This window comes from Agaribacterium haliotis (assembly GCF_002312815.1).
Lineage (GTDB): Bacteria > Pseudomonadota > Gammaproteobacteria > Pseudomonadales > Cellvibrionaceae > Agaribacterium > Agaribacterium haliotis.
In genome coordinates, this window is the sequence record NZ_NKQJ01000001.1 from 331,108 (window position 1) to 348,635 (window position 17,528).

A 17,528-nucleotide genomic window follows, 5' to 3' on the forward strand; every position below is an offset into this window, starting at 1 on the left:
CCCCAAACCCAGATATTTGGCCGTGACAAAGGTGAGTTAGCGATATTTGTCCATACGATCTATATCGTATTTTTCGTATTCTTTTTTCAGCATCCACAGCGGTCGCTCAAGCGTGAGCTCCCACTCGAACAAAGCTTTATACATTTCCCGATATCGCTGTGGTTCTTGTGAGGCTAAATTATTGTGCTCACCAACATCTTCAGCGGAGATAAAATAAAGCTCCGCCGGTCGGTCTGGAAAACGTATAAGTTTCCAGTCGCCCTTGCGAATTGATGCGCGTGCATCTTTTTTCCAATACAAGTATTCGTGTGGACGAGCGTTTGTCTTGCCGGTAATAAACGGCTGTAAATCAACACCGTCAATATCGGCCAGAGATGTATCAAGCCCCGCCGCCGCAGAAAATGTTGGCAGCAAATCAAGTGTACTTACAGGAAAGTCGTAATGACTGCCCTGCTCGATCACACCCGGCCATTTAATCAAAAAAGGCACTCGAATGCCGCCCTCTAAATGATTGCTTTTAGTGCCACTTAAGGGTTTATTAAGTGAAGCGTTTTTATCAGAAGGGCCGCCGTTGTCATTTGTAAATACAATAATGGTATTGTCGGCAACACCAAGCTCATTGAGCGTTGATAGAATTGTGCCACTGGCCCTATCCATGGCAAGCATCATCGCCGCATAGGTTTTTCGAGTTCCATTAAGGTTTGGAAACTTCGCTAGGTCTTGCTCTGTCGCCTCCATCGGTGTGTGCGGTGCATTAAAAGACACGTAGGCAAAAAACGGCTTATCTGAAGCAACCGAGCGTTTGATAAAGTCATTGGTTTGATCAGCGAGAAAATCTGTCAGGTAATAATCCGGCTCAAAATAGTTGGCAAAACCCTTTTCCATACGCTTATCTTGAAAAATTGGGTCGGAAGACTGGAGGCGCTCTTCAGGATAGGCAAAGAAACTTCGGTCACCACCGCGAAAACCAACAAATTCATCAAAACCTCGCTTTAACGGATGGTATTGATCGGCGTTGCCCAGATGCCACTTACCAAATACCGCCGTTTGATAGCCCGCTGTTTTCAAGTAATCTGCAATGGTTTTTTCACTTAAGGGCAGGCCCATATCGTCGAAATTTAGCGCCGACACAGGGCTCATAAATCCCGGAACATTGTTTTCTTCGTAACCAAAGCGCTGTTGATATTTGCCCGTCATTAAACCCGCGCGGGACGGGCCACAAGTGGGGTCACTTACATAGGCCTGCTTAAATACCATGCCTTGTGATGCGAGCTTGTCTAAGTTAGGCGTACGGATCTCATCACTTCCGGTAAAGCCAAAATCCGCATAACCGGCATCATCGCTGAAGATAAGTACAATATTGGGTTTTTCCCCTGCAACACCATGTGCATTTGGTGTTTGCTCTTTGGCGCAGGCCTGCAGCGAAAACACCAAACTTAAACAGGCTAAAGTGTATGTGATTTTATTCATATTATTCTTCTCGTACTTCTGCACTAAGACATACAGGTTGAGCCAGAAATGTTCTGGCTCAACCTGATGACGCAACAAGCGCATCTAGTTGCCGACACCCTTGTCAAATACGTCAACGGTGCTTCACCTGGCACTCAGACCCCAAGGTCGAGCTGTTTATTGCTTTTTTATTGTTGTTTTTATACGTTATTAACAGTACGTACTTCGTGTAACCGCTAATCCTTTGTGCCTACAAAAATTCATACCGCGTAAAAAAATGGGCACTCCTTTGCCGCTAACTGTAGGCTCGAACTGATTTACAAGCTTGCGCTAAACGATCGCAAACACTTGTCAACATCTTTTCAACGGCTCGCTTTGCAAGCGGGCCGTTGCGGCTGGCAATAGCTTCATAGAGTTCGCGATGAATGGGTACTGATACCGCGTTCTCGCGCGGGTCCTGGTTTGTTACCCTTACACTTAAAAGCAATGCTGAATAAATAACGCTTTCCATCGCCGTTAAAAACTCATTGTGGGCGGCTCGCAATACTGCTCGGTGAAAACGAGCGTCGGCAACAATAAAGTTTTCGATACTGCCCTTTTCATTTTCCATCGCTACGCACGCCGCGCCGATACGCTTTATATCTTCATCCGATGCTCGCTCAGCGGCCCAGCTCGCCGCAACGGGCTCTATAGCTTTGCGAATATCTAACAGTTCATCGAGGAATTTAGGGTTTGGTGTTGCCGTTAAGTGCCACGCCAATACGTCGTCGTCCCACATCATCCACTGATCGCGCGGGCGAACTCGGGTTCCACGCCCCCTGCGAACCTCTAATAAACCTTTGCCAACAAGTATTTTGACCGCGTCGCGAATCACCACCCGGCTAACTTGGTATCTGTCTGCAAGCGCATTTTCATCGTCAATCATTTCTGACGCGGCATAGGCACCAGAGACAATGCGGCGCCCCATTTCTCGCGCTACCTGTACCGGTAAACTCGGGGTAATTGTGGCAGCGCCTTTTAAGTCGTAATAGATCAACTCACTCATAGCAACTATAAAAACATATGATGTTTGATCATTCAATATATATTTTATGTTTTTAAACGTAAAAACTGAAATAAGGGAGACTTTTATGCGTATTTACTGATAAGCCGAAAAAAGAAATAACACGCACAAAAAAGGCGCCGCTTAGGGCGCCTGGATGGCATACAAGAAAAAAGTGATGCGGCCAGCTAAGACCAAATAACCGGCATAAATACCGTCATTTCTGCCTCACCGCGATTCGACCAGCTGTAGTACGGCACAAATTGCACAGCTTGCGAAACAAAGTTCGGCTTTGATACGGCTCTGTACATACCCGGCTCATTGTCTTGGCGCAGCTGTATATCTGCGTGAATGGTGCTCACCCCACCGAGCAGCCCCGCCTGGTGCTTTAAGCTAAACGAGGTATTACTCGGTAAATATACATCGGTAATACTCGCCGACTCGGGAAGGTCTGGCGATTCAATACAATAAACAACGGGGCCGCGCTTTAACGCCACTTGGTTGCGCACTTCCTCGATGCGATGGTGGCCTTCAATCAGGGTAATCGGCATAGGCAAATCAAGCTCTATAACATCGCCTGCACGCCACTCGCGCGTGAGCTTAGCAAACTCACCGGGAACTAAACTGAGCTCAACAGGCTTGCCATTAATACGTAAGCTCGCCTCGTCGGACCACTGAGGTATACGCAGTAAAATATCAAATGCCTGCTCTTTGCAGGCGTCGATAACAATCTTTACCGCGCCCTGCCACGGATAGTCTGTCGTCTGAGTAAGCGCCAGTTGGGAACCGTCGGACATCGTTGTCGACAACTGGTTGCCGCCATAGAGGTTGACTGAAATACCATTTTCAGCCAAACCATAAGCCCACAGCGACGACTTAGCGATGGTGCGAACCAAGTTTGGCGGGCAGCAAAAACAAAATAGATAGGGTTCGCGGTCCGGCGACTCGGTATTCATACTTTCGTAATCGCGAGCGCCGTGAATTTTTCTAAGTGGATTGGCGTAATAATATTTTTTACCACAGACACTAATGCCCGACAGGCTGGAGTTGTGTAACACCAACTCCATAATATCTGCGTATTTAGACTCACCTTTAATGCCCAACATGCGATGACTAAACATCGCATTGCAAATATTTGCGCAGGTTTCATTGTAGGCCGTCATATTGGGCATCATATACTCGTCGATAAAACCTTCTTCGATCATGTCTCGACGCGGCGATGCTCCGTAATGAGTTTGGCCAACGGCACCGGTGGCATACATCTTTTTCTCTGTAACGTTATTCCACAAGCGATCAAGCGCGTCGATCAACGCCTGCTCGCCTGTTTCCGCATACACATCTGCAGCGCCGGCATAATAATAAAGCGCTAGTACCGCGTGGCCAGCTGCTTCTGTTTCCTCTCTTAAAGGCACACGCTCTTGCACCATATCGCCAATCGGATAACCCTCAGTACTTGAATCGTGCACCATTTCCGACTGGCCGCGATTGTTAATAAACTGCTCGGCAAGCTCAAGGTAGGCCTTGTTACCAACCGTTCGGTAGAGTTCAACCAAACCCATAATCTGGGTTTGATTAAAACCAAAACGGCGCAAGTGAGGCGGGTTCGGGCCAAAGGTTTTCAGCAGTAAATCAGCGTTTTTTAGCGCAATATCAAGCAAGTTTGATTTACCCGTCATGCGGTGGTGAATGCAAGCGGTGGTATACAGGTGCCCGCAGTTATACATTTCGTGATATTTACGGTTTGAAAAATGCTCGATGCCGTTGATCTGAATGTAGGCGTGCAGATAGCCGTCGTCTTCCTGAGCTGCGGCAATGACCTCGATTATTTCGTCGAGCTCCTCAAGCAGTTTTTGCTCGCCATTTAAGCCATAGATATAACAGGCCGCTTCCATCCATTTAAAAAAATCAGCGTCGTGCCAGTACTCACCACCAAATTCACCCTGCATTAAACCTGCGGCAATTTTCAGGTTGTTTAAACCGTGACCGACATCCCCCTTTAGTAGCTCCCCCATGTACGGAACCATCGTCTCTTCGCACAATTTCGTTTTTTCCGCCCAAAAACCTTCTGTCCATCGACAGTCGCCCATATTAACGGAGCGCAGTTTTACATGGGGGCTTGCAGAAGTATCTATCTCTGTTTTTTTGTGGCTGAATTTGCTTGTCATATAATAAAATACCTAATAAAAGTCGCTACACGGCCAGTTGCCGAGCACGCAGGCGCTGCGGCAATCTAAAGCTAAAACACTTAGGCCGGAACCAAATCTTTCTCAATCGTCTCAAGAGATTTACCCTTGGTTTCCGGCAGCAGCATGTACATCAGTGCAAAACCGACAACAGCAATCACCGCATACAGCAAAAACACATTGGCAGCACCAAAGGTATTTAGCTTCCACGGGAACAGCTCGCTAATAGCCCACGACGAGAGCGTTTGTACCATCGCAGCAAATGGCAGCGCCACACTGCGCACGTTATTGGGAAATATTTCCGACAATATCACCCAGAGTATCGGGCCAATCGACATATTAAATGCGGCGATAATGGCAAAAATACCGAATAGAACTAAAGCTGGCTTTACCCCATCGATGCTGTGATTAATGACTGCTCCGGTCGCCAGCGGTAACTCTTTTTTACTTAAGTGCTGAGCAAGTGCAGCTTTTAGCTCGACATCGTTTTGATAGCTTTGACCGAGCATCGGCTCAAGCTTGGCAAGGTCTATACCTTTGCCTTGAAGCTCCTGGCTTATACTCTGCATTGCGAGTTCATCGAGGTGGTAGTCGCTGTCTTTAAAACCTACCCAGCTGGAAAGGTGCGCAACAACGACCAGGATTAAGCCCGCCAGTGTCAGAAAACGCCGGCCGAGTTTTTCAACAAAAAATATGGCAATAAAAACTGCGGCAAGATTGACCACGGACATAATCACCGTTTGCATAAAGCCATCTTCCGTACTCATGCCTACCTGCTCAAAAATCATTGGAGCAAAAGACAAGATCGCATTCATGCCGGTACCGCCCTGAACCACCGCATAGACAATTGCAATGGAAAGAACCAGAGTCATACGCTTGCTGAACAGGCGCTTTAACTGGGTAAAGGTATTACTACTGCTTTGCTGATGAAAACTTTCAACAACTTCTTTTATAGTGCTGTCAACTTGCTCTGGTGGAACCGTCTTTTCTAATACTGCACGCGCCTCTTGCTCGCGCCCCTTTTTAAGTAGCCAGCGCGGAGATTCGGGCAGCCGAAAAACCAGCGCCACCCATACGGCGTTGAAAATGAGTTCCGCACCAAGCATAAAGCGCCAGACATTTTCAGCGTTTAACAAGCGAATATCATCGAGATATTTAATTAAAAAGAAGTTGATCGCTGAGGCCAGGAAAACTCCCAGTGCAATCATCAACTGATTGACCGAAACAAATTTACCTCGCTTGTCTGGTGTCGCGATCTCACCGATATACATTGCCGATACAGTAATTGACGCAAAGGCAGCGCCGCCTATTAAGCGGCCAACAACCAGCATTTCATAGCTCAGCGCAAAGGCTGAGAGTATCGACGACAGCGAATAAGCCAGGGCGATGGCCAACAATACGCGCTGGCGGCCAAAGCGCTCACACAGCGTACCGACAAACAGCAGTGCGCCAACCACACCGAGAAAACCGATACCAACCACGCGCCCCGTCTGCAGGTCATCAAGCTCAAATAAAGAACTGATATAGCGGATTGCGCCTGAAATATTCATAAAATCCAGGCCAAAAATAAAACCACCGAAAGCGGCGATCAGGGCGTATTTTGTTACATTATTATTGCTATAAGCCATGGTCTTCCCAACGCTAAATGAGTCATGCCGGGACGCGCAAGCTTTTGCTTACAGCAGTAACGGCAAGTTAATGCACAAATATAAACATATGATGTTTAACAATTCAACTAGTTTAGTCATTTGAAGCACAAATGCCGACTCAGAGAATCTATAGTGCCACCAGCGCAGATCCCCGGTTAAAAACGCATAGACAAGCTACTATTCAGGCAAAAAAAAGCCCCGCTAAGCGAGGCTTTCTCTAAATGTATAAAAGCGGAATAAGCGCAAACTTATAAACCTGCGAAACCTTCGACATTCTTTTTCAGCTTGCGACAGGCGTCATCGAGCAGCTTTTGCGTCAGCTTTTCTGCTTTGTCGCCGTTGCGTGCGGCAATCGCCTCAAATACATCGCGATGGTATTGCACGGTACTTTTATTCTTGCGCGGATCCTGATTGGTCATATTGACACTGACGATAATGGCCGAGTAAATAACGCCTTCCATCGCAGCGAGAAACTCATTGTGCGCGGCTTTGAGCACCACTCGGTGAAAGCCGGCATCCGCAACAATAAAGTTCTCAACGGCGCCTACGTCACTTTCCATACGCTCTATCGCCGCGCGAATATCATCAATATCCTCATCGGTTGCGCGCTCGGCTGCCCAGCGCGAGGCTTTGGGCTCAAAAGCCAGGCGAATATCCATCAACTGCTTGAGAAACTCAGCTTTAGGTGTCGAACTCAAATGCCAGGCCAAGACATCATCGTCGAGCATAACCCACTGACCGCGAGGTTTAACACGTGTGCCGATGCCCCGACGCACATCCAACATGCCTTTGCCAACTAAAATTTTCACCGCATCGCGCACCACCACACGGCTGACTTGATAGCGCTCGGCCAAGGCGTTTTCATCGTCAATTAGCGAGCCAGGTTCTATATTGCCGGCAACAATGCGGCGCCCAAGCTCCCTTGCGACCTGAACGGGCAGGCTCGGAGACATCGTCGCCGCGCCTTTCAGATCGTAATAAACCAACTCACTCACACCATACCCCTTAATTGCTTATGGTTTTCCATACAATCGAAGATAATACCTGTATAGACCACACAAAGATAGCATCTAAGCAGTAAGGCAGCATTGCTGCGCGGTGCATACTTTTCAAGCCTGACGACGCTTGTGCTATGCTTGCCGCCCTCGCGAACAGGCTGTAAAAGCTGGCATCCAGGGCCGCCTTTTTGCCTTGTAGAAAGCCGCAAGCTCTGGCTTATTCCATTGCCTAGCCGCCTAAAAACCTCAAACAATCAGCACACAAGAGCATGAGCGATAAAAACAAGTCGGCCCAACACACGCCGATGATGCAGCAGTATTTAAAGATCAAAGCCGAACACCCAAACGAGCTCGTTTTTTATCGCATGGGCGATTTTTACGAACTGTTTTATGACGACGCCAAACGCGCCGCACAGTTGCTCGACGTCACCCTGACGGCGCGCGGCAAAAGTGGTGGCGAACCCATCCCAATGGCCGGCGTGCCCTATCACGCCGCCGAAGGTTATCTTGCCAAGCTAGTTAAAGTTGGTGTTTCGGTCGCCATTTGTGAGCAAGTTGGCGACCCTGCAACCAGCAAAGGTCCGGTTGAGCGCAAGGTCATGCGTGTTGTGACACCGGGCACAGTGAGCGACGAGGCCTTGCTGGATGCACAAAAAGACAACTTGTTAGTTGCCGCGTGTTCTGGCGGGGGCCACTTTGGTATCGCAACGCTGGACATGAGCAGCGGTAAATTTAGCGCCTTCGAAGTTGAGCACAGCGAACAGCTGCTCGATCAAATCGCAAGGCTCGCCCCAGCGGAATTGTTGCTACCGGAAAATATGGCGGAAAAAAACCTGCTTGCCGAACGCCCGGGCCTGCGCGCCCGCGCGCCTTGGGAATTTGATATTGAAAGCGCCGAGCGCGAGCTGTGCCGCCACTTCGGCACGCGCGATCTTGCTGGCTTTGGCTGTGAGGCTCTGACCGCCGCCATCGGCGCTGCCGGTTGCCTGCTGAATTACGCGCAGGAAACTCAGCGCACAGAGCTCAGTCACGTATACAGTTTGCAGCAGGAAAACCCCGAGCGCAGTGTGCAGCTCGACGCCGCCACCCGAGCCAACCTGGAGATCGACCAAAACGCTCAGGGCAATGAAGAAAACAGCCTGTTTGACGTGCTCAATACCAGTAAAACGGCAATGGGTTCGCGTATGTTGCGCCGCTGGCTCAACAACCCCCTGCGCGATTTGGACACGCTACGCCTGCGCCAAGACGCGGTCGACGAACTGCGCACGGCACTTCACACAGAGCAGCTGCGCGATGAGCTCAAAAACATCGGCGATCTTGAGCGTATTCTCGGCCGCATCGCGTTGCGCTCGGCTCGCCCGCGAGATTTAAGCCGCCTGTGCAGTTCCATCGCATGCTACCCCGCCCTGCAGGCCGTGTTAGCGCAGAGTAACAGCGAGCGCCTTTGCGCTCTGGCAAAAAACATCGCTGAATTCCCCGAGCTACACGCTCTGCTTGAGCGCGCTCTGGTTGATAACCCACCGGTTGTTATTCGCGACGGCGGTGTCATACGCGAAGCTTTTGATAGTGAGCTCGACGAGCTGCGCGCCATCAGCAGCAATGCCGGCGATTATTTAGTCAAGCTTGAACAGCAAGAAAAAGAACGCACCGGCCTATCGACACTTAAGGTCGGCTTTAATCGTGTGCACGGCTATTACATTGAAATTAGTAAAGCTCAGGCCGTCGACGCGCCAACCGAGTACATTCGCCGGCAGACACTTAAAAACGCCGAGCGCTTTATCACCCCCGAGCTAAAAACCTTTGAAGATAAAGCTCTGTCGGCAAAAAGCCGTGCCCTCAGCCGCGAAAAAGCGCTCTACGATGAACTGGTCGAAAGGATCGCCGGCGAGTTGGTCGCGCTGCAGCAAAGTGCCGAAGCCGTAGCCGAACTCGATGTTTTGTGCACACTCGGCGAGCGCGCCGCCGCGCTGAATTTCTGCAAACCCAAGCTCAGCGAAAGCGGACACATGATGATCCGCGAAGGCCGCCACCCCGTTGTAGAAAAAGTACTCGACGGCCCGTTTGTACCCAATGACCTCGAGCTTGATGAGCGCCAGAAAATGCTGCTGATCACCGGCCCGAATATGGGCGGTAAATCAACCTACATGCGCCAGGCTGCGGTTATTGTGTTACTGGCACAAATAGGCAGCTGCGTCCCGGCAAGTGAAGCCGAGCTGCCGCTGGTCGATCGTATTTTTACGCGCATCGGCTCATCAGACGACCTTGCCGGCGGCCGGTCGACGTTTATGGTTGAGATGACCGAAACTGCGAATATCTTAAATAATGCCAGCGCTCAGAGCCTGGTGCTTATGGATGAAATCGGTCGGGGCACCAGCACCTATGACGGCCTCAGCCTGGCCTGGGCCTGCGTCGAGCACCTGGCCCGTGAAATTCAGGCCTTTACCCTGTTTGCGACACACTATTTTGAACTGACAGAACTCGCAGACAGCTTGCGCGGCGTCAGCAATGTGCACCTGGATGCAACCGAGCACGGCGACGACATTGTGTTTCTGCACAATATTAAAAGTGGCCCGGCGAGCAAGAGTTTTGGTTTGCAGGTTGCCAAGCTTGCGGGTATTCCAAGCGCTATTTTAGCGCAGGCTCAGCATCAGCTGGCTGTGCTCGAAGCCGGGCAAGCATCCGACGCCACCACCGCGCAACCCAAACAGCAAAAAGCGAGTGCCAACACTATTCAAGCGGACCTATTTGCCAGCTCCGGCCCGTCTGCAGCCGAGCAGAAACTCGAAAGCCTGGAGCCCGATGAGCTCAGCCCGCGCCAGGCTTTAGAAGCCCTATATAAACTAAAAGAGCTGCTATAACTGTAGAACCGATGGTTAATATCAAAAATATCGGCGCAATTTATTTAGCTTATCTGCACTTTTTGCTTACAAAAATGCACACATTCGCTAAAATGCGCGCCGTTATTTAACGGAGAACTAAGAAAATGACTTTTGTCGTTGGCGATAACTGTATCAAGTGTAAACACACCGACTGTGTTGAAGTGTGCCCCGTTGACTGCTTTTATGAAGGTCCAAACTTTCTTGTAATTCACCCGGATGAGTGCATCGACTGTGCTCTGTGTGAGCCCGAGTGCCCGGTAGATGCCATTTTCTCCGAGGATGAGCTGCCTGAAGATCAGGAAGCATTTCTTGAGCTCAATGCAGAGCTTGCCGAAGTCTGGCCGAACATCACCGAGAAAAAAGACGCCCCGGCCGATCACGCCGAATGGGACGGCGTTGAAAACAAACTGCAGTATCTCGAGCGTTAGGGCTACACAACACCCAAACGCTTGTACGCAGATACAAAAAAAGCCGCTTGATGCGGCTTTTTTTGTATCTGCGCTTTTTACTCTTCAAACAGGTAAGGAACCCGCCTAAACAAGGGCCGTTGGCCCACGTATTTTACTCAACACCAAACAATGCGGTCGCATCCAGGCCCTGACTCTCAAGGATATCGCGCATGCGGCGCAGGGCTTCAACTTGAATTTGGCGAACGCGCTCGCGGGTTAAACCGATTTCGCGACCAACCTCTTCTAAAGTACTGGTCTCGTAGCCCCTGAGGCCAAAGCGGCGAGCGATGACTTCGCGCTGCTTTTCACTTAGGTCGTCAAGCCACTTATCGAGGCTTGCTGTTAAATCGTTATCTTGCAGAATTGACGAAGGGTTACTGACATTTTGATCCGGTACTGTGTCGACCAAAGTTTTGTCAGAACTTGGGCCGATGGGCGAATCCATCGATGTCACTCGCTCGTTTAAAGCAAGCATTTTCTCTACATCGGCAACCGGGCGCTCAAGCAAATTGGCGATTTCTTCGGCTGTCGGCTCATGGTCAAGCTTTTGGCTCAGTTCACGTGACGCACGCAGATACACATTGAGTTCTTTCACCACGTGAATAGGCAGGCGAATCGTGCGTGTCTGGTTCATAATCGCACGTTCAATGGTCTGGCGAATCCACCACGTTGCGTAAGTTGAAAAACGAAAACCGCGCTCGGGGTCAAATTTTTCCACTGCGCGAATCAGGCCCAGATTGCCCTCTTCAATTAAGTCGAGCAGGGCCAAGCCGCGATTGATATAACGGCGACTGATTTTAACTACCAAACGCAAGTTGCTTTCTATCATGCGCTTGCGCGAGGCCTCGCAGCCACGCAGAGCTTTACGGGCAAAATACACTTCTTCTTCAGCGCTGAGCAAAGGAGAATAGCCAATCTCATTTAAATATAATTGAGTGGCATCTAAGCTGCGCTCATTGGTATCTTCGATATCGGTCTCAACAACGTTGGCACGACGTGTCCGCTTTCGCTTAGGTACTTCGTTAGCCGGCGAACTCTTTTTAATATCCTTGTTCTCGGCCGTTGCTGGTGAAATGACTGCATTGTTGCTTTGTTCAAAAACTGCATCGAGCTCTTGCACTGCCATAATCCGTACCTCTTGCTTGGTTATTTGCAAACCTATTTAGGTCGCTATTAGTTGTGTTCCAAGAGATTCTTACATCCCTCTCTTTTCCCCCACCGAGTTTGATTCGGATGCTGACAACAAACTCTCGAGTAGTTATGTGTCGGCAGCAGCGCCATTTCTTTTAGTACTTCCTTTGTAACTACCTCGGCGGTAAATAGGCTAGAGGGTCAACAGGTTTTCCGTCGTAACGAATTTCGAAGTGCAGTTTGACTGAGTCCGTGCCCGTTTCACCCATTTCGGCAATCTTTTCACCCTTGTTTACAAGCTGCCCCTCTTTCACCAACAAGCGGTGGTTGTGAGCATAAGCACTTAAATATTTATCACTGTGCTTGATGATTAGTAGTTTGCCGTAGCCTCGCAGCCCCTCACCGGAATAAACAACCGTCCCCGAAGATGCCGCACGGACAGGCTCTCGCAAATTTGAGGCGATATCAATCCCCTTGCTCAGCCCCGAATTTGCGTTAAAACGCGTAATCAAACGGCCGTTTGCCGGCCAGGCCCAGCTGGGCTTTTTTTGTGCACTTTTTTTTGCCGTATGATTTTTAGGCCCGGCTGCTTGATTTTTTAAACGTGTGGGCTCGGCCTTGGGTGCGACTTTAGTACCAACAGAACTGGTTTTGGTACTAGATTTTGCGCTTGCAGCACTCGACTTACGCGCCGCCTTGCCGCCGCCAACAAGGCTTAGTTTCTGCCCGGGGTAAATAGTGTAAGAACGGCCAATTCCGTTGTTTTTGGCGAGTTTTTTATAGTTCAAGTTGTAGCGCCAGGCGATGCTATAGAGCGTCTCGCCGGGTGCAACTATATGGTAGGTAAGCGCGGTGCCGGGGGGCTGACGGGCGTCGACCACGGGCGCCAGCTTTGTCTGTGAGCTGCAGCTCAAAAGCACAAAAAATATGATTAATATATTAAACAGCCTAAGCATGGCGCCCCGTCACCTTTAGATCAACACCACCAAAAACCCACACTTTTTTATTACTACAACCTATGAGTCTTAGAACTGGATGAAATAGCTTTCCACGTATGCATCGCTAAAAAGTCTATATTTTTTATAACAAAAAGCACATTTTTCTAGCATTGACCGCACATTTCCGAGGCAGTCATCCAAAACAGTGCGTTAAGCCTGGGCCTTAGAGCTGCCACTGAAACGATCTAAAATAAAAACCAGGGCAGCGCCGAGGGCAAAACACAGCAGCACCGCAGGCCATTGATTCGCTTCGCCGTTTAAAAGCGTGTATTGCTCGGGGCTGATATTGGCCAGGCGCAGCGCGCGCGGCTCACCGTGCCGATCAATGGTGGTTTCGAGCACCTGCTTCCAGGGCCACGTAACATAAAGTGAACCGAGCAAAAAGCCGAGCATGACCGCCAGAGTGCCCTGATACCAACGCAATAAAAGCCAGCTAAGAAAACGAGAAAACAACAAAAGACCACAAATACAACCTAGAGCAAATACAGCCAGTGCGACAATGTCGAGTGTCTCAACCGCTTTGAGCACCTGAGGGTAGAGCCCGAGCAAAAGCAGAATAAAGCTGCCGGATATGCCCGGCAGAATCATCGCGCTGATGGCGATAAAACCACCTAGAAACAGCACCCACCAATAAGCCGGAAGCTCAGTCGGCTTGGCCAGGGCCAGGCCGACAACCAAGGCTGCGCCGAGCGCAAACAGTACAATATGCGGCCACTGCCAACGCGCCTGCTGGCGATACAAACTAACAAGCGAAGCCAAAATCAAGCCGCTAAAGCCGCCCCACAACAGCAGAGGGTGATGCTCGAGCGCCCAGGAAACAAGACCAGCTAAGGTTTTTATGCTTAAGAGGATGCCGGCGAACAAGGCCAGTAGAAAATTGCCGTTTATGCTCTGCCAAAAGGCCAGCGGCCCATCTTTGACAAGCACCGCAAGTTTGGCCGGCGTCAAGCCCCTCAAGCTGCTCAGTAACTCAGCATAGATACCCGTAATCAGAGCAATGGTTCCACCGCTAACGCCGGGCACTATATCGGCCGCGCCCATGGCCATGCCTTTAGCACTGATCTTCAGGTAATCCTTGATACTGCGGGATGACATAAAAAGTCCTTAATTTGAATAGACGAGAGGCTCAGGCGAGCCCAGATAAGAGCGGAACAAACTTGACCGCTTCGTAGACCTGCTTGTGAAACTTGTCTGTATCTTCCCGATCGCGGATGACAACTGTAAGTTCTTGTGTGTCCGCACCAATAGGAATCACCAACACGCCGCCCGGTGCTAGCTGATCACACAGGCTCTGCGGCAAGCTGCGCGGCGCCGCTGCCGACAAAATTGCGTCGAAGCTTAACTCGCGCTCGGGCCAGCCAAAGCCGCCATCGGCGTAGCGATACTCAACGTTGCGAATACCGAGCCCCTTTAAGCGCTGCTTGGCTTTATCTTGCAGCGGTTTGATGCGCTCGACACTGAACACCTTCGGCACCAACTGCGCCAATACAGCGGTTTGATATCCGCAGCCAGTGCCAATTTCAAGCACATTTTTGGGTTCAGCAGCCGCAGCCAGAACCAACTCCGTCATCCGCGCAACGATGTAGGGCTGGCTGATGGTCTGCCCAAAACCTATCGGCAGCGCCGTATCCTCATACGCGCGATGGGACAGGGCTTCATCGATAAACAGGTGGCGAGGCGTATTGGCCACCACATCCAGCACCGCTTGATCGGTGACACCCTGCTCTTGCAGGCGAGCGACCAAACGATCCCTCGTGCGCTTGGACGTCATGCCCACACCTTGAAAACTGAGGTTATCCACGATTTCTAACCTTAACGCTCGGGTTGTTCCAATATTGCTAATTCTCTCAGCACCGAGGTTGCAAACTGGCCGGGCTCGAGCTCGAGCTTCAGCACCACGGACTTATCGACAAATTCCCAGTCGATAAAGCGCGGCCTCAATACCAGAGCGCGCCTTTGCTGTTGAAGGCCGACATTTTCTAACGCCGAGCACCAGAGTTCAAATGCCTCGAGCGCCCGCTGCTCAAACTCAAGGCAAGCGCCGTGACTAAGGGCTAAGCCCCGCCCCCAAAGCGGGCCACTCGGCTCGAGCTCGGGGTCACCGTCGAGCACACTCAACCAGTTTGCCGCAGCCACACGCTCACTGAGCACCTTGTTAAACAAATAAGAGCGCGCTGATGACATTAAAATGCTGCGCGTATTGCGGTTGCGCACTGAGCGCACATCTTTTACCCACTGCGCAGCGCGCTCAAGGTTGCCACCGTCGCGGCCAAAGCGCTGCTCACCAAAATAATTGGGCACACCTTTTTCTTTAATCTGCAGCAGGGTTTGCTCAAGCTCGGTTGTCGGCTCAATGCCCTGCAGCCGAATTTGAAAGCGGTTGGCACTGTGCTCGCCCATACGCAGTTTTTTGCTGTGGCTTGCGCTTGCGAGTAACGTCGCATCTAGCTGGCTCTGTTCGATAAAATCCTGCCAATCAATGTGGTGGCTTTTACCGGGCAGGTACAGGCTAAACCACTGCGAGGTCACCGCGTGGCGATCCTTTTTCCCACCGTAACCCACATCCATTTTTTTCAGGCCAAAATAACTTGCCAATTTTTTAGCTACCCATTCCGTGTTTTCACCGCGCTTTTGAATATGCAGCCAAAAGTGCTCACCCTCACCGCTAAAATCAACGGACATCTGCTCGTCGACGACAAAATCTTCCGGGCTCAGGCGAAAGCCCGCTGTTTGCCTGGGCCCACCCCAGGCAAAATTAAAATCTAAATCAGCCATTACTGTTCTTCAGGATCGATAAATAAGAAAAAGGTCTCGCCCTTTTTGATCAGACCAAGCTCTTCCCGAGCTCGAGCCTCAACCGCGTCGAGGCCACTGCGAAGCGCTTCCACCTCTAGCGCCAAGTTCTGATTCTGAGCTTTTAAACGCTGGTTTTCAGCCTCTTGCTTGGCGATATTGCGCTTGAGCTCGGAGACGTGCGCAATGCTGCCCTCACCGACCCACAGGCGATACTGAGTCAGCAACAGCAAAATCAACAAGACCAAGCTCAAAATTTTCATGCGCACGTTTTAACACAAAAGCCCCCACAAGTTGCAGGTTTCTATAGCTTTTCTTCTCTGACGGCGGTGCTTTCATGCCGTAGTCGACTAGAGGGAAGGCATCAGGGCACGCTCGAGACATCCTGTGCGGTGATCGCTCGGGCTTCCTGCCCTCCCCCCCCCTACGGGCGCTACTGCGGATCAAAACTCTCCAGGAGTTTTGTATCTTGCCGCTCCCGGCGGCAAATTGCCCTTCAACCTTCCCTCTATTCAACAACGGCAAGCTTGCTCAAGACTCAAAATAGATAAACCACTCGTTCTGGTAAAAATCGAGCGAGCACAAAAAAGGCCGACATAAAGCCGGCCTTAAGAAACTATGTTAAGCAATAGCTGCTAACTTAGTTTTTGAATTCCGCACGGCCGCGGTATTCAACTTTGTCACCGAGCTCAGCTTCGATGCGAAGCAGGCGGTTGTACTTGGCGATACGGTCAGAACGAGACAAAGAACCCGTCTTGATTTGGCCAGCAGCGGTAGCAACAGCCAGGTCGGCGATGGTGGTGTCTTCGGTTTCACCTGAACGGTGAGAGATAACCGCAGTGAAGCCAGCTTCCTGAGCCATCTTGATCGCGTCAAGCGTCTCAGACAAAGAACCGATCTGGTTGAACTTGATCAGGATAGAGTTACCGATGTTCTCATCGATACCACGCTTCAAGATCTTAGTGTTGGTTACGAACAGGTCGTCACCAACCAGCTGGGTTTTGTCACCAACTTTTTGAGTCAGCTCAGCCCAACCTTCCCAGTCGCTCTCGTCCATACCGTCTTCAACAGAAAGAATTGGGTATTTGGCAACAAGCTCGGCCAGGTAGTCAGTGAATTCTGAAGGCGTGAATTTCTTGCCTTCGCCAGACAGATCGTAAACGCCGTCTTTGTAGAATTCAGACGCTGCACAGTCGAGAGCCAGAGTGATGTCTTTGCCCAGCTCGTAACCAGCGTTAGCAACCGCTTCAGCGATGGCTTTCAGAGCGTCTTCGTTAGACTCGAGGTTAGGAGCAAAACCACCTTCGTCACCAACAGCGGTGTTCAGGCCGCGGCCGCTGAGTACTTTCTTCAGGGCGTGGAATACTTCAGCACCCATGCGCAGAGCTTCAGCGAAGTTAGGCGCGCTAACAGGCTGAATCATGAACTCTTGAATGTCGACGTTGTTATCGGCGTGCTCACCACCATTGACGATGTTCATCATTGGCACTGGCATGCTGAAACGGCCAGGAGTGCCGTTTACGTCAGCGATATGTGCATAGAGAGGAATTTTCTTCTCAGCAGCAACGGCTTTGGCAGCAGCCAAAGAAACAGCCAGAATGGCGTTTGCGCCGAAGTTGGCTTTGTTCTCAGTGCCGTCGGCGTCGATCATGATTTTGTCGATGCCGTACTGATCGGCTGCGTCTTTACCAACCAACAGAGGTTTGATTGAATCGTTTACGTTGGCAACTGCCTTCAGTACACCTTTACCCAGGTAGCGGCTCTTGTCACCGTCACGCAGCTCCAGAGCTTCACGTGAACCTGTAGAAGCACCTGAAGGAGCACAGGCGCTACCAACAACGCCGGATTCCAACACAACTTCGGCCATAACGGTAGGGTTACCGCGGCTATCCATTACCTCAAAACCGATAACGTCTGCAATTGTAGTCATAGACTTACTCTCTATACCTTACTTAGT

Annotated in this window: 14 protein-coding genes; 2 read left to right on the forward strand and 12 right to left on the reverse strand. The window is 50.5% G+C overall.

Features of this window, described 5'->3' with window-relative positions:
• Positions 1-36 precede the first annotated feature (36 nt).
• The 5 genes from CFK45_RS01520 to CFK45_RS01540 all read right to left on the reverse strand — a co-directional run bounded on the left by CFK45_RS01520 (position 37) and on the right by CFK45_RS01540 (position 7,318).
• Entirely contained in the window at positions 37-1,470 is a 1,434-nt protein-coding gene (locus CFK45_RS01520; RefSeq protein ID WP_096084890.1) for a sulfatase-like hydrolase/transferase, read from the reverse strand.
• Positions 1,471-1,744: 274 nt separating this feature from the next.
• The gene (locus tag CFK45_RS01525; protein ID WP_096084628.1) at positions 1,745-2,494 is read right to left on the reverse strand and encodes a FadR/GntR family transcriptional regulator; all 750 of its coding nucleotides are present in this window, start codon (positions 2,492-2,494) and stop codon (positions 1,745-1,747) included.
• A gap of 185 nt (positions 2,495-2,679) precedes the next feature.
• On the reverse strand, positions 2,680-4,656 hold the full coding sequence (locus CFK45_RS01530; protein WP_096084629.1) for a glycoside hydrolase family 127 protein: 1,977 nt from the start codon (positions 4,654-4,656) through the stop codon (positions 2,680-2,682).
• An 80-nt stretch (positions 4,657-4,736) separates the two neighbouring features.
• A complete protein-coding gene (locus tag CFK45_RS01535) occupies positions 4,737-6,302 on the reverse strand; it encodes a sugar porter family MFS transporter (protein WP_096084630.1) in 1,566 nt (521 codons plus the stop codon).
• A 269-nt stretch (positions 6,303-6,571) separates the two neighbouring features.
• Entirely contained in the window at positions 6,572-7,318 is a 747-nt protein-coding gene (locus CFK45_RS01540; protein ID WP_096084631.1) for a FadR/GntR family transcriptional regulator, read from the reverse strand.
• 272 nt (positions 7,319-7,590) lie between these two features.
• Here CFK45_RS01540 and mutS point away from each other — a divergent pair, with 272 nt between their 5' ends.
• Positions 7,591-10,179, forward strand: a complete 2,589-nt coding sequence (gene mutS, locus CFK45_RS01545) for a DNA mismatch repair protein MutS (protein WP_239923499.1) — start codon at positions 7,591-7,593, stop codon at positions 10,177-10,179.
• A gap of 125 nt (positions 10,180-10,304) precedes the next feature.
• On the forward strand, positions 10,305-10,628 hold the full coding sequence (gene fdxA / locus CFK45_RS01550; RefSeq protein ID WP_096084632.1) for a ferredoxin FdxA: 324 nt from the start codon (positions 10,305-10,307) through the stop codon (positions 10,626-10,628).
• A gap of 133 nt (positions 10,629-10,761) precedes the next feature.
• On the opposite strand, the gene rpoS is transcribed toward fdxA, so the two are convergent.
• From rpoS to eno, 7 genes are all read right to left on the reverse strand, one after another.
• Positions 10,762-11,775, reverse strand: a complete 1,014-nt coding sequence (rpoS, locus tag CFK45_RS01555; RefSeq protein ID WP_096084633.1) for an RNA polymerase sigma factor RpoS — start codon at positions 11,773-11,775, stop codon at positions 10,762-10,764.
• A 178-nt stretch (positions 11,776-11,953) separates the two neighbouring features.
• Positions 11,954-12,661, reverse strand: a complete 708-nt coding sequence (locus CFK45_RS01560; protein ID WP_239923501.1) for a peptidoglycan DD-metalloendopeptidase family protein — start codon at positions 12,659-12,661, stop codon at positions 11,954-11,956.
• A 267-nt stretch (positions 12,662-12,928) separates the two neighbouring features.
• The gene (locus CFK45_RS01565) at positions 12,929-13,873 is read right to left on the reverse strand and encodes a DUF368 domain-containing protein (protein WP_096084635.1); all 945 of its coding nucleotides are present in this window, start codon (positions 13,871-13,873) and stop codon (positions 12,929-12,931) included.
• 31 nt (positions 13,874-13,904) lie between these two features.
• Positions 13,905-14,549 (reverse strand): protein-L-isoaspartate(D-aspartate) O-methyltransferase, encoded by a 645-nt coding sequence (locus tag CFK45_RS01570; protein WP_096084892.1) that lies wholly within the window; start codon positions 14,547-14,549, stop codon positions 13,905-13,907.
• A 41-nt stretch (positions 14,550-14,590) separates the two neighbouring features.
• Positions 14,591-15,553: a tRNA pseudouridine(13) synthase TruD gene (gene truD / locus CFK45_RS01575; RefSeq protein WP_096084636.1), complete on the reverse strand. Its 963-nt coding sequence runs from the start codon at positions 15,551-15,553 to the stop codon at positions 14,591-14,593.
• A complete protein-coding gene (gene ftsB, locus CFK45_RS01580) occupies positions 15,553-15,834 on the reverse strand; it encodes a cell division protein FtsB (RefSeq protein WP_096084637.1) in 282 nt (93 codons plus the stop codon). Before ftsB ends, truD begins: the two co-directional genes overlap by 1 nt.
• A 377-nt stretch (positions 15,835-16,211) precedes the next feature.
• Positions 16,212-17,501 (reverse strand): phosphopyruvate hydratase, encoded by a 1,290-nt coding sequence (gene eno, locus CFK45_RS01585; RefSeq protein ID WP_096084638.1) that lies wholly within the window; start codon positions 17,499-17,501, stop codon positions 16,212-16,214.
• Positions 17,502-17,528 lie beyond the last annotated feature (27 nt).

Bases quoted from the DNA above. Each gene is read 5' to 3' on its own strand.
- CFK45_RS01520 (WP_096084890.1), bottom strand. From the start codon at position 1,470: ATGAATAAAATCACATACACTTTAGCCTGTTTAAGTTTGGTGTTTTCG.
- CFK45_RS01525 (WP_096084628.1), bottom strand. From the start codon at position 2,494: ATGAGTGAGTTGATCTATTACGACTTAAAAGGCGCTGCCACAATTACC.
- CFK45_RS01530 (WP_096084629.1), bottom strand. From the start codon at position 4,656: ATGACAAGCAAATTCAGCCACAAAAAAACAGAGATAGATACTTCTGCA.
- CFK45_RS01535 (WP_096084630.1), bottom strand. From the start codon at position 6,302: ATGGCTTATAGCAATAATAATGTAACAAAATACGCCCTGATCGCCGCT.
- mutS (WP_239923499.1), top strand. From the start codon at position 7,591: ATGAGCGATAAAAACAAGTCGGCCCAACACACGCCGATGATGCAGCAG.
- fdxA (WP_096084632.1), top strand. From the start codon at position 10,305: ATGACTTTTGTCGTTGGCGATAACTGTATCAAGTGTAAACACACCGAC.
- rpoS (WP_096084633.1), bottom strand. From the start codon at position 11,775: ATGGCAGTGCAAGAGCTCGATGCAGTTTTTGAACAAAGCAACAATGCA.
- CFK45_RS01565 (WP_096084635.1), bottom strand. From the start codon at position 13,873: ATGTCATCCCGCAGTATCAAGGATTACCTGAAGATCAGTGCTAAAGGC.
- CFK45_RS01570 (WP_096084892.1), bottom strand. From the start codon at position 14,549: ATGACGTCCAAGCGCACGAGGGATCGTTTGGTCGCTCGCCTGCAAGAG.
- truD (WP_096084636.1), bottom strand. From the start codon at position 15,553: ATGGCTGATTTAGATTTTAATTTTGCCTGGGGTGGGCCCAGGCAAACA.
- ftsB (WP_096084637.1), bottom strand. From the start codon at position 15,834: ATGAAAATTTTGAGCTTGGTCTTGTTGATTTTGCTGTTGCTGACTCAG.
- eno (WP_096084638.1), bottom strand. From the start codon at position 17,501: ATGACTACAATTGCAGACGTTATCGGTTTTGAGGTAATGGATAGCCGC.